Raw genomic sequence first — 13893 nt, forward strand, 5'->3', positions numbered from 1 at the left:
CGCGGCGCTCTCCGCTTCCCCCACGACCCCCTTCGGCTTCGGCCGTGACTTTTCCTGGGCCCGTGCTCGGGCTGGTCCGGTTTCACCCGCGAGGGGTGAGGCCGCCGGCCCGGCGGCGCCTGACGCTTGGCCTGCGCAGTCGCGACGGGGTCGGCCCGAGCGCGGGACGTGCGTCGCCGGTGCGGCACCGGTGCGGCATCGCCCAGGAGGTCTCGTGAACCGGTACCCGCCCATCGCGGAGCACGGCATGGTCGGCGATCTCCAGACCGTGGCCCTCGTGTCGTCCGGCGGCACGATCGACTGGTGGTGCACGCCCCGCTTCGACTCGCCCAGCGTCTTCGCCTCGCTGCTGGACAGTGAGCGAGGAGGCAACTGCCGTCTCGCCGCGGAGCTCCCGGACGGCAACGGAATGACGGTCCGGCAGCTCTACCTGTCGGACACGGCCATCCTGGTCACCCGGTTCATGGCACCCGGCGGGGTGGGCGAGATCGCCGACTTCATGACACCCGTCGACTCCGCCGAGCCCACGGACCGGCACACCCTCATCAGGGTCGCCCGGGTCGTCCGGGGCAGCCTGCCCTTCACCCTCACGTGCCGCCCGCGCTTCGACTACGGACGTGCCCCGCACACGCTCACGCGGCACGACGACCACTCCGTGGTCTTCCACGGGCCGGGCACCGACCTGCACCTCCAGTCCACCACCGGCGTACCGCTCCGCCCGGACGACGACGACATCACCGCCCGCTTCACCCTCTCGGCCGGGCAGGCCGCCGCCGTCGTGCTGACGAGCTCGGTGAGCGGCGGCTCCGCCCCGCCCCCGCCCTCCCTCGACGGCATCGCCGAGGACGTGGAGGCGTGCCGCGGCTTCTGGCTGTCGTGGCTGCGTTCGTGCACGTACCGGGGCCGCTGGCAGGACGTCGTGAACCGTTCGGCGATCACGCTCAAGCTGCTCACGTACGCCCCCACGGGAGCGCCGATCGCCGCGGCCACCATGGGACTGCCCGAGCAGGTCGGAGGTGAGCGCAACTGGGACTACCGGTACACCTGGGTCCGCGACGCCGCGCTCTCCGTCAGGGCTCTGATGGACCTGGGCTTCGAGTCCGAGGCGCACGCCTTCCGCCGCTGGCTCCGCGACCGCATCGAGGCCGGAGGCACCGCCTCGGGTGACCCGTTGCAGATCATGTACCGCGTCGACGGCGACCCGCACCTGACCGAGGAGACCCTCGACCACCTGGAGGGCTACCTGGGCTCACGTCCGGTGCGGGCGGGCAACGCGGCGGCCGGCCAGCTCCAGCTCGACATCTACGGCGAGGCCGCCGACGCCCTGGTCGTGGGCGGCGACATGGGCGCCGTCCGCGGCTGGAAGGCGCTGCGCGGTGTCCTCGACTGGCTCGCCGACCACTGGGACCGGCCCGACGAGGGCATCTGGGAGACCCGGGGCGGCCGGCAGAACTTCACCTACAGCCGGCTGATGACCTGGGTGGCGTTCGACCGCGGCATCCACGCGGCCGTCGAGTTCTCCCGCCCGGCCGACGTCCAGCGCTGGACCGAGATCAGGGACAAGGTGTTCGACCAGATCGTCGAGCAGGGATGGCACGAGAAGCGGCAGGCCTTCGTGCAGCACTACGACACCGACGTGCTCGACGCCTCGCTGCTCCTGATGCCCCGGGTCGGTTTCCTCTCCCCGCGCGACCCGGACTGGCTCAGCACGCTCGACGCCATGGAGGAGGAACTGGTCAGCGACAGCCTGGTCTACCGTTACGACCCCACGGCGTCCCCGGACGGCCTGCGGGGCTCCGAGGGCACCTTCAACCTGTGCAGCTTCTTCCACGTCGAGGCGCTGGCCCGCACCGGCCGGCTGAACCAGGCCCGGCACGCCTTCGACAAGATGCTCACCTACGCCAACCACGTCGGGCTGTTCGCCGAGGAGATCGGGCCGTCGGGGGAGCAACTGGGCAACTTCCCGCAGGCGTTCACGCACCTCTCGCTCGTCGTCGCGGCGATGGCGCTGGACGAGGAGCTGGGGAAGGCTCAGGCCCGGCCGGGAACCGGTGATCACGTGCATCCGGCCACCCATGGCCTGACGGTGCCCGCCGAGGGCGGGGGCGGCGCAGGGGGCGGTGCAGGTGGCTGAGCCGGTCGGCGCGCGGGCGTCGGGAGGGGCGTCGGGGCAGGCGCCGGGGCAGGCGTCAGGAGGGCAGGGGCGGGTTCTCGCCGCGCTGGCGCTCGCGCAGTTCATCTGTAGCTTCGCCGGCTCCAACATGAACGTGATGATCAACGACATCAGCAAGGACCTGGACACCACGGTCCAGGGCGTGCAGGTGGCCATCACGGTCTTCCTGCTGGTGATGGCCGCGCTGATGATCCCGGGCGGCAAACTGACCGACCGCCACGGCCGCAAGCGCTGCTTCGTGACCGGCCTCGTCGTCTACGCGATCGGCGCCCTGCTCAGCGCCGCCGCGCCGGGACTCGGTGTGCTGATCCTCGGGAACTCCATCCTCGAAGGCATCGGCACCGCCCTGCTCATCCCGCCCGTCTACATCCTCACGACCCTGCTGTACCCGGACGTCACCTCCCGGGCCCGCGCGTTCGGGATCATCATGGCGCTGGGCGGTGTCGGGGCCGCCGCCGGACCGCTGATCGGCGGACTGATCACCACGGGGATCAGCTGGCGCGCGGCCTTCGTGTTCCAGGCCCTCGTCATCGCCGTGATCGTCTGGCTCAGCCGGCACATCGACGATCCCCTGCCGCCCGACCCGACCCGCTCCTTCGACACCGGCGGGGCCGTACTCTCCGCCGCCGGGCTCGTCCTCGTCGTGACGGGCATCCTGGCCGCCGACAACAACATCTGGCTGATGATCGGCCTGCTGGTTCTCGGGGCCCTCGTACTGATGTGGTTCTTCCGCCGGGTGCGCGCCGAGGAACGGTCCGGCAGGGAGCCCCTGCTGTCGCTCGGCCTGTTCCGCAACCGCACGTCCAACCTCGGGCTCATCACCCAGAACGTCCAGTGGCTGCTGCTGATGGGCTCCTCGTTCACCGTGGCGGCCTACCTCCAGGTCGTCCGCCACTACGACGCCATCCGGACCGGGGTCGTCTTCACCGCGGCCACGCTCGGACTGCTGGCCTCCTCACTGGCCGCCGAACGCCTCGCCGAACGGCGTCCCCAGCGCACGCTCGTCATGACCGGCTTCCTCGTGTCCGTGGCGGGCATCGCGGTGCTCGTCGCCCTGGCCGGCAGCTTCACCACCGCATGGGCCTTCGTCCCCGGGCTCCTGCTGCTCGGGCTCGGCCTCGGTGTGATGCTCACCCCGTCGGTCAACGTCGTCCAGTCGAGCTTCCCCGAGGAGCGGCAGGGCGAGATCTCCGGCCTGTCCCGCAGCGTCTCCAACCTCGGCTCCTCCTTCGGCACGGCGATCGCCGGCACCATCCTGGTCTCCGGCCTCACCAGCGGCGCCTACGCGGCCGCCATGATCACCCTGGCGGTCATCGGCCTCGGCGGCCTCGGCGCAGCGGCCCTCCTCCCACGGCCGGCGCGGCGACCGCAGACGCACCAGGGGACCGGACCGCTGTCACGGTCCGGCCCACCGGGCCGGCGGCGGACCCGTGACGTGAACCCCTGAGGGCGACGCCGGAGGGGCCGCGTTCCCGTGGGTACCATCGCGGGGTGAACACGTACTGGCACGTCGTCCTGCCGCCTCTCCACGCCTGACCGGGCGCGGACACCGGCGGTTTGATCCCCGGCCCCCGTCGACCGGCAGTCCGGTCAGGGGCTCCTGTCGTGCGCCCGTTTCGGATCGAGTCCCGGACGAATTCGATGACGGAAGTTCACGACTGTGCCGAACCGCACCTCTCCCCTCACTCCCCGTACCCCCGCGCGCCCTGACGCCATGGGCCCGCGCCCGTCCCGCGCCGGCCTCCTCGGCGGCCCCGCACCCATCCTGACCTCGGCCGTGCTGTGGGGCACCACCGGGACGGCGAGCACCCTGGCACCGGCCGGCGCACCGGCGGCGGCCATCGGCTGCGCCGGCCTCGTCCTCGGCGGAGTCCTGCTGTTCCTCACCTCCCGAGGCGCCCGTTCGCTGCCCGCCGCCTGCACGGGGCGCGAGCGGTGGCTGCTCGTCCTCGGGGCGCTCGCGGTGGCCGGGTATCCGGTCAGCTTCTACCCGGCCGTGGCCAGGACCGGGGTGGCGGCGGCCACCGTGATCGCGCTGGGCAGCGCGCCGGTCTTCGCCGGGCTCCTGTCCTGGGCCACCGGACAGGCCCGGCCGACCGCGCGCTGGACCGGCGCGACCGCGGCCGCCGTGCTCGGCTGCACCCTCCTGGTACTGGGCCCCGAACTCACCGGCCGTGCCACGCCGATGGACCTGACAGGCGTCGTCCTCGCCGCCTGCGCCGGACTGTCGTACGCCGCCTACTCACTGATCGGCGGCACGCTCATCACGGACGGCCACCCTTCCGACGCCGTGATGGGCGTGCTGTTCGGCGCGGCCGGGCTGCTCGTCCTGCCGCTCGTGCTGTCCGTCGACACACACTGGCTCACCACCGCCCGGGGCGCGGCCGTGGCGGTTTACCTCGCCCTGTTCACCGTCTACCTGGCCTACCGGCTCTTCGGGTACGGGCTGCGCCGCACGCCCGCGTCGGTGGCCACGTCACTGACCCTGGCCGAGCCCGCCGTCGCAGCGGTCCTGGGCGTCACCGTCCTCGGCGAACGCCTCCCGGCCGCCTCCTGGTGCGGCCTCACCGTCCTCGGCCTGGGCCTGGTCCTCCTGACCCTCCCCACCCGCCGGACTCGACAGCCGGGGTGAGCAGACGCGGCTGGAGGTCTTCGAAGGCGTCTTCGCCGGGCCGTGCAGTCGACGGAAACCGAGACGGACAACGTCGAAGGGCCCCACCGCAAGCGGTGGGGCCCTTCGACATCGTGCCCGGTGAGGCACTGGCGGAGGATACGAGATTCGAACTCGTGAGGGGTTGCCCCCAACACGCTTTCCAAGCGTGCGCCCTAGGCCTCTAGGCGAATCCTCCGCCGGAAACATTACATGACCGAGGGGAGTGCTCGCGAACTCGTTCCCGCAGGCCGGCATCGGGTACTCTGTGCGGAGCCCCTCACGCGGCGCTATCTGACTGAACTCCCCCAGGGCCGGAAGGCAGCAAGGGTAGGTCGGCTCTGGCGGGTGCGTGGGGGGCGCTTGCGTTGTGGGCCGGGGGCGAGGGCCGGGGGCCGGGGCGCGGGCGGGGTCCGTTGTCGGTGGGCGCCTATAACCTCGTAGGCGTGTCGTCTCTCGCGCTGTACCGCCGCTACCGACCGGAGTCCTTCACCGAGGTCATCGGGCAGGAGCATGTCACCGACCCGTTGCAGCAGGCGCTGCGGAACAACCGGGTCAATCACGCGTACCTGTTCAGCGGTCCGCGCGGCTGTGGCAAGACGACCAGCGCGCGGATCCTGGCCCGCTGCCTGAACTGTGAGAAGGGGCCGACGCCGACCCCGTGCGGGGAGTGCCAGTCGTGCCGTGACCTGGCCAGGAACGGGCCGGGCTCGATCGACGTCATCGAGATCGACGCCGCTTCGCACGGTGGTGTCGACGATGCCCGTGAACTGCGCGAGAAGGCCTTCTTCGGGCCCGCGAGCAGCCGGTACAAGATCTACATCATCGACGAGGCCCACATGGTCACGCCGGCCGGCTTCAACGCTCTGCTGAAGGTCGTCGAGGAGCCCCCGGAGCATCTGAAGTTCATCTTCGCCACCACCGAGCCCGAGAAGGTCATCGGGACGATCCGGTCGCGGACCCACCACTACCCGTTCCGGCTCGTGCCGCCCGGGACGCTCCGCGACTACCTCGCCGAGGTGTGCGGGAAGGAGAACATCCCCGTCGAGGACGGCGTCCTCCCGCTCGTCGTACGGGCCGGCGCGGGCTCCGTGCGTGACTCCATGTCCGTCATGGACCAGCTGCTCGCCGGTGCGGGGGAGGAGGGTGTGACGTATGCCATGTCCACCTCGCTGCTCGGGTACACCGACGGATCGCTGCTCGACTCCGTCGTCGAGGCCTTCGCCACCGGGGACGGCGCCGCCGCCTTCGAGGTCGTCGACCGGGTCATCGAGGGCGGCAACGACCCCCGGCGGTTCGTCGCCGACCTGCTGGAGCGGCTGCGGGACCTGGTGATCCTCGCCGCGGTCCCGGACGCCGTGGAGAAGGGGCTCATCGACGCCCCCGCCGACGTCCTGGAGCGGATGCAGGCCCAGGCCGGCACCTTCGGCGCCGCCGAGCTCAGCCGCGCCGCCGACCTCGTCAACGAGGGCCTGACCGAGATGCGCGGGGCCAACTCGCCGCGTCTCCAGCTCGAACTCATCTGCGCGCGCGTGCTGCTGCCCGCCGCCTACGGCGACGAGCGCTCCGTCATGGCCCGCCTCGACCGCCTGGAGCGGGGGGTCAACTTCTCCGCGGGGCCCGCGGGCGCACCCGCGGCGGGGTACGTCCCCGGTCCCGACGCACATGCCCACCCGGGCGGCGGCGGTGGTGTCGGCGGCGGCGGTGTGGAGGTGCCGCCCGGTGGTGGGGCCGCGGCGGCCCGCGCCGCCGTGCGCGGTTCCGGCGGCAGCGGTGCGCCTGCCGCCGCCACGCCCCCGCCCGCCCCCGCCTCCTCCCCGGCACCCGCGCCCGCCCCCTCCCCGGCGCCCCCTGTCTCCCCGCAGGTCCCCGAACGCACCCCGGCCCCCGCTCCGGCGACCCCGGCCGCTCCGGCCCCCGGCGCCTGGCCCACCGCCGCGCCCGCCGGCGGCGGCCGACGGCCCGGCGGCTGGCCCACGGCGGCCCCGGCCGGCGGCGGACAGCCGCCCATGCCCACGGCACCCCCTGCCCCCGCCCCTTCCCCGGCGGCCGCCCAGTCCGCACCTGCCCAGCCCGCACCCGCGCAGCAGGCCCCCGCCCCCGGTGGCCTCGACCCGCGCATGCTCTGGCCGAACATCCTGGAGACGGTCAAGAACCGCCGCCGCTTCACCTGGATCCTGCTCAGCCAGAACGCCCAGGTCGTCGGCTTCGACGGCACCACCCTGCAACTCGGCTTCGTCAACGCCGGTGCCCGCGACAACTTCGCGAGCAGCGGCAGCGAGGACGTGCTGCGGCAGGCGCTGGCCGAGCAGTTCAACGTGCAGTGGAAGATCGAGGCCGTCGTCGACCCCTCCGGCGGCTCGGCGCCCCCGTCCGGCGGCGGGGGCGGCGGCTTCGGCGGATCCGGCCCCTCCGGGTACGGCGGAGGCGGCGGCGCCGGTGGCGGTGGTGGCTACGGCGGCCCCGGTCCCGCGAGCGCCTCCGCGCAGCGCCCGGCCGCTCCCCAGCCGACCGCGTCCGCCCCGTCCGCGCCGCAGGCCGGACCTCCGGCCCCGGCGGCCCCCGCGCCCCGTCCGGCCCCCGCGCCCGAGCCGGCCCCCGTCTCCCCCGAGGACGACATCCCGGAGGACGACGACCCCGATCTCGACGAGTCGGCCCTCTCCGGCCACGAACTCATCGTGCGGGAGCTGGGCGCGACGGTGGTGGAGGAGTTCACCAACGAGTAGCCCTCCGGGGGCCCGCGTCCGCTCCGGCGTTCGGTTCGGCGTCAGCTTCGGCGTCCGCTTCAGTGCGCTTCGTAGGAACGCACAAGCTCCCCACCCCCCGGCTCTTATGAGGAACGCCCGATAGGCTGACCCCGTGAAGGTCCTCGTCATCGGAAGCGGCGCCCGCGAACACGCCCTGTGCCGTTCCCTGTCCCTCGACCCCGACGTCACCGCGCTGTACTGCGCGCCCGGCAACGCCGGCATCGCCGAGGTCGCCGAGCTGCGCCAGGTCGACGCGCTCGACGGCAAGGCCGTGTCCGCGCTGGCCGGCGAGCTGGGCGCCGACCTGGTGGTGGTGGGCCCGGAGGCCCCGCTGGTCGCCGGGGTCGCCGACGCCGTGCGCGAGGCGGGCGTTCCGGTGTTCGGCCCCTCCGGGGAAGCCGCCCAGCTCGAGGGGTCCAAGGCCTTCGCCAAGGACGTGATGGCGGCGGGCGGCGTACCCACCGCCCGTTCGTACGTGTGCACGAGCGCCGACGAGGTCGCCGAGGCCCTCGACGCCTTCGGCGCCCCGTACGTGGTCAAGGACGACGGGCTGGCCGCCGGCAAGGGTGTCGTGGTCACCTCCGACATCGAGGCGGCCAAGGCCCACGCGGCCGGCTGTGAGCGCGTCGTCATCGAGGAGTTCCTCGACGGCCCGGAGGTCTCGCTCTTCGCGATCACCGACGGCCGGACGGTGGTCCCGCTTCAGCCCGCCCAGGACTTCAAGCGGGCGCTGGACGGCGACCAGGGTCCGAACACCGGCGGCATGGGGGCGTACTCCCCGCTGCCGTGGGCCGACCCGAAGCTGGTCGAGGAGGTGCTCCAGACCGTCCTCCAGCCGACCGTCGACGAGATGCGCCGCCGGGGCACGCCGTTTTCCGGCCTTCTCTACGCCGGTCTCGCGATCACCGGCCGTGGCGTACGGGTCATCGAGTTCAACGCCCGCTTCGGCGACCCCGAGACCCAGGTCGTGCTGGCCCGGCTGAAGACCCCGCTGGCCGGAGTCCTGCTCGCCGCCGCGAACGGCACCCTGAGCGACCTGGAGCCGCTGCGCTGGAGCGACGAAGCGGCCGTCACCGTGGTCGTGGCCTCGCACAACTACCCCGGCACCCCGCGCACCGGCGACCCGATCACCGGCCTCGACGACGTGGCGGCCGTGGACGCCCCGCACGCCTACGTCCTGCACGCCGGCACCAGGCGCGACGGCGACACCGTCGTGAGCGCGGGCGGACGTGTGCTGTCCGTCACAGCCACCGGCAAGGACCTGACCGAGGCGCGCGACCGGGCGTACACCGCCGTCGCCCGCATCCGCCTCGACGGATCCCAGCACCGTACGGACATCGCGGCGAAGGCGGCCCTGGAGGCGGCCGGCGCGTAAAACCGCCGGTCGTGAGCGCCTTGTGGACACCCGGGCCCCGGATGCGAATCCGGGGCCCGATCCTTGCTGTGCGTCGTACACCTCTGACCAAGGCCATTCCATCGAGTGACCGATGCCCCATCCGGCTGACGGGGGCGCAGGCCCCAACTAGGGTGCGGCGCAAGCGTTCCGGCACTTGGCCCACCGGCATTGCGATGTCGGTGGCGGGTGCCACAGTGGGGGAGTGACCAACGCCAGGACAGCGCGAGGACAGCACGGAGGGGGTGAGGTCCGGTCGTGACCGGTATGGGTGTGGAGGCGGGCGCACAGGCCGCGCGTTCCCGGGCCCTCGCCGTGCTGCGGGTGCGCGGCCGGGCGCTGGCCGTCGCCGTACTGCCCGCGGCGGTCGCCGTGATCCTGCTGGCGGGCGGTTCCAGCGGCCACCTCGTCGGCCGGGGCTGGGACGTCGCCCGGTGGGTCGTGGGCGCGCTGGCGCTGCTGGTACTGCTGGCCGCCGTGGGCATCGGCCTGGTCGTCGCCCGCGCCAGGCCCGCGGTGACCCCCACGGTGCCGATCGCCGAGCACTCCGCGCCGGACCTGTACCGCATGGTGCGCGACCTCGCCGACCGCCTCGACGTGCCCGTGCCGTCCGCGATAGCGCTCACGCCGGACTGCGACAGCTGGCTGGAGGACCGTACGCACCCGGCCCACGGCCCGCCGCCGCGCGAGTCCGGCGACGAGATAGCGGGGCCGGGGCGGCGCCACCGCCGTACGCCCGCCGCGCCCGTCCTCGTCATCGGCTCCCCGTTCCTGTGGTGGATGCGGGTCGGTGAGCTACGGGCGGTCCTCGCCCCGGTCGTCGCCGGCACCGGGCCCTCCGCGCACCCGGACATAGCGGCGGCCCGGCGCTTCGTACGGGGACTGGACGCGGCGGTGGCGGTGGCCTCGACGCCCGGCCGCTGTCCGCTGACCCGGGGAGTGTGCGCGGGCCTCGGCTGGGTGGCCCGGCTGCTGCTGCGGGGGTGCCGGGAGCACGCGGCCCTGATGGAACGCGGGATCGCGGCGGCGGCCGCCGAGCGTGCACAGGCTGTGGATTACGGGCTGCGGATCGTCGCCCAGGAGCAGGTGGGGCTGGCGTACGCGGGCTGGGACCGGCTGCTGACCCGGGTCGCGCTGCCCGCCTGGCGGATGGGCCGCTGGCCGTCCCGGCTGGACGCGGGCGTCGTCGCCGCGCTCACCGAACTGTCCCGGCGCGACCGGCTGGCCGAGGGCTTCGCCTCCCGGCTGGGCGAGCGTCCCGCCTGCGACCTGCTGGAGGAGCCCGGCGCGGTGGACGAGGCCGCCTCCCTGCTCGCCGCCCGCCTCTTCCACGGCGGTCCCGCCGAGCCCTGCCCGCAGTGGGCCCCGGTCGACTGGCAGGAGTACCCGGAGGAGGTCGTCGACCGCACCTGGCGCACCGACGCGGCCCGCCTCCACCGGGTCCTGGACTCCCTGGGCGTCCGCCCCGCCCCCGCCGCCCCCACGGCGCCCTACGGGCCGACCCTGTCCCGGGTCCTGGACCACCTCGCGTCCCCGCCGGCCACCGACGCCGCGCAGGCCGGCCCGGGCGGGCAGCGGCCGCCGGGTGCTAAGGCCGCCGAATCCGGCCACGAGCCCGCCGAATCCGGTCAGGAGCCCGCCGACGCCGACCCCCTGAACGAGCGCAGCGCCATGCTCGCCGCCAGGCTCAGTGCCGAGGTGGCCCGTGAGGAGTCCGCCGGGCCGGGCCCGGCGGCCCCGGCCGGTCCGGGCGCCGCGGGCCAGAGCCCCGCCACCGACCTCTGGGACGACGGCGCGCTGCCCCTGTTCCCGCTCCAGCCCCCGCGAGTCGGCCGTGACCTGCTCGCCGACCACGTCACGGCGATGGTGTGCTGCGCCGCGGTCGACACGGCCGGCGCGAGCCCGGGGATGGACTGGCTCGACGGCCCGCTGCTTCTCGTCAACGGCGAAAGAGCCGCCGACCTCTCCTCCCGGGTGCTCAGCCTGATCGAGGAGGGGGACCCGGCCCCGCTGCGGGCCTGGCTGGTGGAGTGGGGCATACGTCCGGAGAAGCCGGTACGCCTCGTCTGACGGCCGCTTTTCCGGAGCGGGCACTTCCAGTTCAGGTCAATTCGCAACGAATAGTGACCGTACGCGTGCTGAATGTGATGTGCTGGGACCGGCCACGCGCATGGCAAGCGCATACGACATACGACAGGCACACGAGCGCCGCACACGTACGAGTCGCACAGACGAGATCACGGGGGCACGAGGGAGGGGAGCGGCCATGGCCTCGGACCACATCCGCCGCTGGGAGTCGGGAGCACTCGCGCACGCTGTCACGGACCCCTTCGGGCAGGGCCCTGTTCCCTGGCTGCGTGGCAGCGAGACGTACTTCGACGACACCGGACACGTCGTCCCCTGGTACGTGGACACCACCCAGCAGCACACACAGACGGCCCGCGGCGGCCGGGACACCCCGCGCGTCCCGGCCCCCCGCGCCTCCGGCGGCGGTCCGCGCTCCGCCGACGACGTGCACAGCCAGATCAAGGGCTTCACCTCCACCGGAGCGGTCGCGCCCGGCGAGGCCGTCGACTTCCACATCACCGTCGACCCGCCCCAGCAGTTCAGCGTGGACATCTACCGCATCGGCCACTACGGCGGCGACGGCGCGGCGAAGATCACCACCAGCCCCCGCCTCTCCGGCATCGTCCAGTCCCCGCCGCTGACCGCCGACCGCACGGTCTCCTGCCACCACTGGTGGCTCTCCTGGCGCCTACAGGTGCCGTCGTACTGGACGATCGGGGCGTACGTCGCGGTGCTCACCACCGCCGACGGCTACCGCTCCCACGTGCCGTTCACCGTCCGGGACAACCACCCGGCGGACCTGCTCCTGCTGCTGCCCGACATCACCTGGCAGGCCTACAACCTCTACCCGGAGGACGGCCACACCGGCGCCAGCCTCTACCACGCCTGGGACGAGAAGGGCCGCCTGCTGGGCGAGGCCGACGCCGCGACCACGGTCTCCTTCGACCGCCCCTACGCGGGCGCGGGCCTGCCCCTGCACGTGGGTCACGCCTACGACTTCATCCGCTGGGCCGAGCGCTACGGCTACGACATCGCCTACGCCGACGCCCGCGACCTGCACGCCGGCCGGGTCGACCCCACCCGCTACCGGGGCCTGGTCTTCCCCGGCCACGACGAGTACTGGTCGACGCAGATGCGCCGCACGGCCGAGCTGGCCCGGGAGAACGGCACCTCCCTGGTCTTCCTCTCCGCCAACACCATGTACTGGCAGGTCGAGCTCGGCCCGTCCCCCTCCGGCGTCCCCGACCGGCTGCTGACCTGCCGCAAACGCAAGGGCCCGGGCAAGCCCGTGCTCTGGCGCGAGATCGACCGCCCCGAGCAGCAGTTGGTCGGCATCCAGTACGCGGGCCGGGTCCCCGAGCCGCATCCCCTGGTCGTGCGCAACGCCAAGCACTGGCTGTGGGAGGCGACGGGCGCGCACGAGGGCGACGAGATCGCGGGCATGGTCGCCGGCGAGGCCGACCGCTACTTCCCGCGCACCCCGCTCCCCGAGCACGAGGAGCGCATCCTGCTCTCCCACTCCCCGTACACCGACAGCGAGGGCGTGCTGCGCCACCAGGAGACCTCCCTCTACCGCGCCCCCTCCGGCGCCCTGGTGTTCGCCGCCGGCACCTTCGCCTGGTCTCCGGCCCTGGACCGCCCCGGCCACGTGGACCCCCGTATCCAGCGCGCCACCGCCAATCTGCTGGACCGTATCTGCAAGCGCGACTGACCGCCGAGCGCCGTCACGACCGACCCGCCGTCCGCGACCCCCGTCCCATACGGGACAATCAAGTCATTGGACAGAACCACGGGGAGGAACCGTGTCCGGATTCGTCGAAAAGCCCGAACCGATCCAGGTTCCGGGTCTGGTGCATCTGCACACCGGCAAGGTGCGCGAGCTGTACCAGAACGAGGCGGGGGACCTCGTGATGGTCGCCAGCGACCGCCTGTCCGCCTACGACTGGGTGCTGCCGACCGAGATCCCCGACAAGGGCCGGGTCCTCACCCAGCTCTCCCTGTGGTGGTTCGACCAGCTGCGCGACCTGGTCCCCAACCATGTGATCAGCACCGAGCTGCCCGCCGGGGCCCCCGCCGACTGGCGGGGCCGCACCCTGGTCTGCAAGTCCCTGAAGATGCTCCCGGTGGAGTGCGTGGCCCGCGGCTACCTCACCGGCTCGGGCCTCGCCGAGTACCAGGAGTCCCGCACGGTCTGCGGCCTCGCCCTCCCCGAGGGCCTCGTCGACGGCTCCGAGCTGCCCGCCCCGATCTTCACCCCCGCCACCAAGGCCGAGGTGGGCGAGCACGACGAGAACGTGTCCTACGAGGAGGTCGCCCGCCAGGTCGGCGCCGACACCGCCGCCCGGCTGCGCCAGGCCACCCTCGCCGTCTACACCCGCGGCCGGGACATCGCCCGCGACCGCGGGATCATCCTGGCCGACACCAAGTTCGAGTTCGGCTTCGACGGCGACACCCTCGTCCTCGCCGACGAGGTCCTCACCCCGGACTCCTCCCGCTTCTGGCCGGCCGACCAGTGGCAGCCGGGCCGTGCGCAGCCCTCGTACGACAAGCAGTTCGTCCGTGACTGGCTGACCTCCGCCGAGTCCGGCTGGGACCGCAGGAGCGAGCAGCCCCCGCCCGCCCTGCCGCAGCAGGTCGTGGACGCGACCCGGGCGAAGTACGTGGAGGCGTACGAGCGTCTGACGGGCGTCCGCTGGTCGTAACGCGGGAAGCAGCGCTCGAAGGGGCACACGAAGAAGCCCCCCGGCAAAACCGGGGGGCTTGATCAGAGCGGACGACGAGGCTCGAACTCGCGACCTCAACCTTGGCAAGGTTGCGCTCTACCAACTGAGCTACGTCCGCAGTGCGCCGTGGCGCGAGAGCA

The 13893-nt window shown here is 73.3% G+C and carries 8 protein-coding genes, 2 tRNA genes and 1 other RNA gene; 9 read left to right on the forward strand and 2 right to left on the reverse strand.

Annotated features, from left to right (window positions below; all coding sequences use genetic code 11):
• Positions 1 to 214: 214 nt before the first annotated feature.
• From ACFY01_RS31010 to ACFY01_RS31020, 3 genes are all read left to right on the forward strand, one after another.
• The gene (locus ACFY01_RS31010) at positions 215 to 2134 is read left to right on the forward strand and encodes a glycoside hydrolase family 15 protein (protein WP_390739056.1); all 1920 of its coding nucleotides are present in this window, start codon (positions 215 to 217) and stop codon (positions 2132 to 2134) included.
• Positions 2127 to 3620 carry an MFS transporter gene (locus ACFY01_RS31015; protein ID WP_390739057.1) on the forward strand — a complete coding sequence of 498 codons (1494 nt, stop codon included), beginning with the start codon at positions 2127 to 2129 and terminating at the stop codon, positions 3618 to 3620. The genes ACFY01_RS31010 and ACFY01_RS31015 overlap by 8 nt, the downstream gene beginning before the upstream one ends.
• Before the next feature lie 267 nt (positions 3621 to 3887).
• Positions 3888 to 4805, forward strand: a complete 918-nt coding sequence (locus ACFY01_RS31020; RefSeq protein ID WP_390739058.1) for a DMT family transporter — start codon at positions 3888 to 3890, stop codon at positions 4803 to 4805.
• Positions 4806 to 4934: 129 nt separating this feature from the next.
• Here ACFY01_RS31020 and ACFY01_RS31025 read toward each other — a convergent pair.
• Positions 4935 to 5022, reverse strand: a tRNA-Ser gene (locus tag ACFY01_RS31025).
• A 72-nt stretch (positions 5023 to 5094) separates the two neighbouring features.
• On the opposite strand from ACFY01_RS31025, the gene ffs reads away from it, so the two are divergent.
• From ffs to ACFY01_RS31055, 6 genes are all read left to right on the forward strand, one after another.
• An RNA gene (ffs, locus tag ACFY01_RS31030) (signal recognition particle sRNA small type) lies at positions 5095 to 5193 on the forward strand.
• A 76-nt stretch (positions 5194 to 5269) separates the two neighbouring features.
• Positions 5270 to 7549 carry a DNA polymerase III subunit gamma and tau gene (locus ACFY01_RS31035; RefSeq protein WP_390739059.1) on the forward strand — a complete coding sequence of 760 codons (2280 nt, stop codon included), beginning with the start codon at positions 5270 to 5272 and terminating at the stop codon, positions 7547 to 7549.
• A 133-nt stretch (positions 7550 to 7682) separates the two neighbouring features.
• Positions 7683 to 8945 carry a phosphoribosylamine--glycine ligase gene (purD, locus tag ACFY01_RS31040; protein WP_390739060.1) on the forward strand — a complete coding sequence of 421 codons (1263 nt, stop codon included), beginning with the start codon at positions 7683 to 7685 and terminating at the stop codon, positions 8943 to 8945.
• 285 nt (positions 8946 to 9230) lie between these two features.
• Entirely contained in the window at positions 9231 to 11033 is a 1803-nt protein-coding gene (locus tag ACFY01_RS31045) for a hypothetical protein (RefSeq protein WP_390739124.1), read from the forward strand.
• A gap of 196 nt (positions 11034 to 11229) precedes the next feature.
• Positions 11230 to 12741 (forward strand): N,N-dimethylformamidase beta subunit family domain-containing protein, encoded by a 1512-nt coding sequence (locus ACFY01_RS31050; protein ID WP_390739061.1) that lies wholly within the window; start codon positions 11230 to 11232, stop codon positions 12739 to 12741.
• 91 nt (positions 12742 to 12832) lie between these two features.
• On the forward strand, positions 12833 to 13732 hold the full coding sequence (locus tag ACFY01_RS31055; protein WP_390739062.1) for a phosphoribosylaminoimidazolesuccinocarboxamide synthase: 900 nt from the start codon (positions 12833 to 12835) through the stop codon (positions 13730 to 13732).
• Between the two features lie 66 nt (positions 13733 to 13798).
• Here the strand turns inward: ACFY01_RS31055 and ACFY01_RS31060 are convergent.
• Positions 13799 to 13871: transfer RNA gene (locus ACFY01_RS31060), tRNA-Gly, on the reverse strand.
• Between the last annotated feature and the right edge of the window lie 22 nt (positions 13872 to 13893).

The organism is Streptomyces sp. NPDC001480 (assembly GCF_042894725.1).
Classification (GTDB): domain Bacteria; phylum Actinomycetota; class Actinomycetes; order Streptomycetales; family Streptomycetaceae; genus Streptomyces.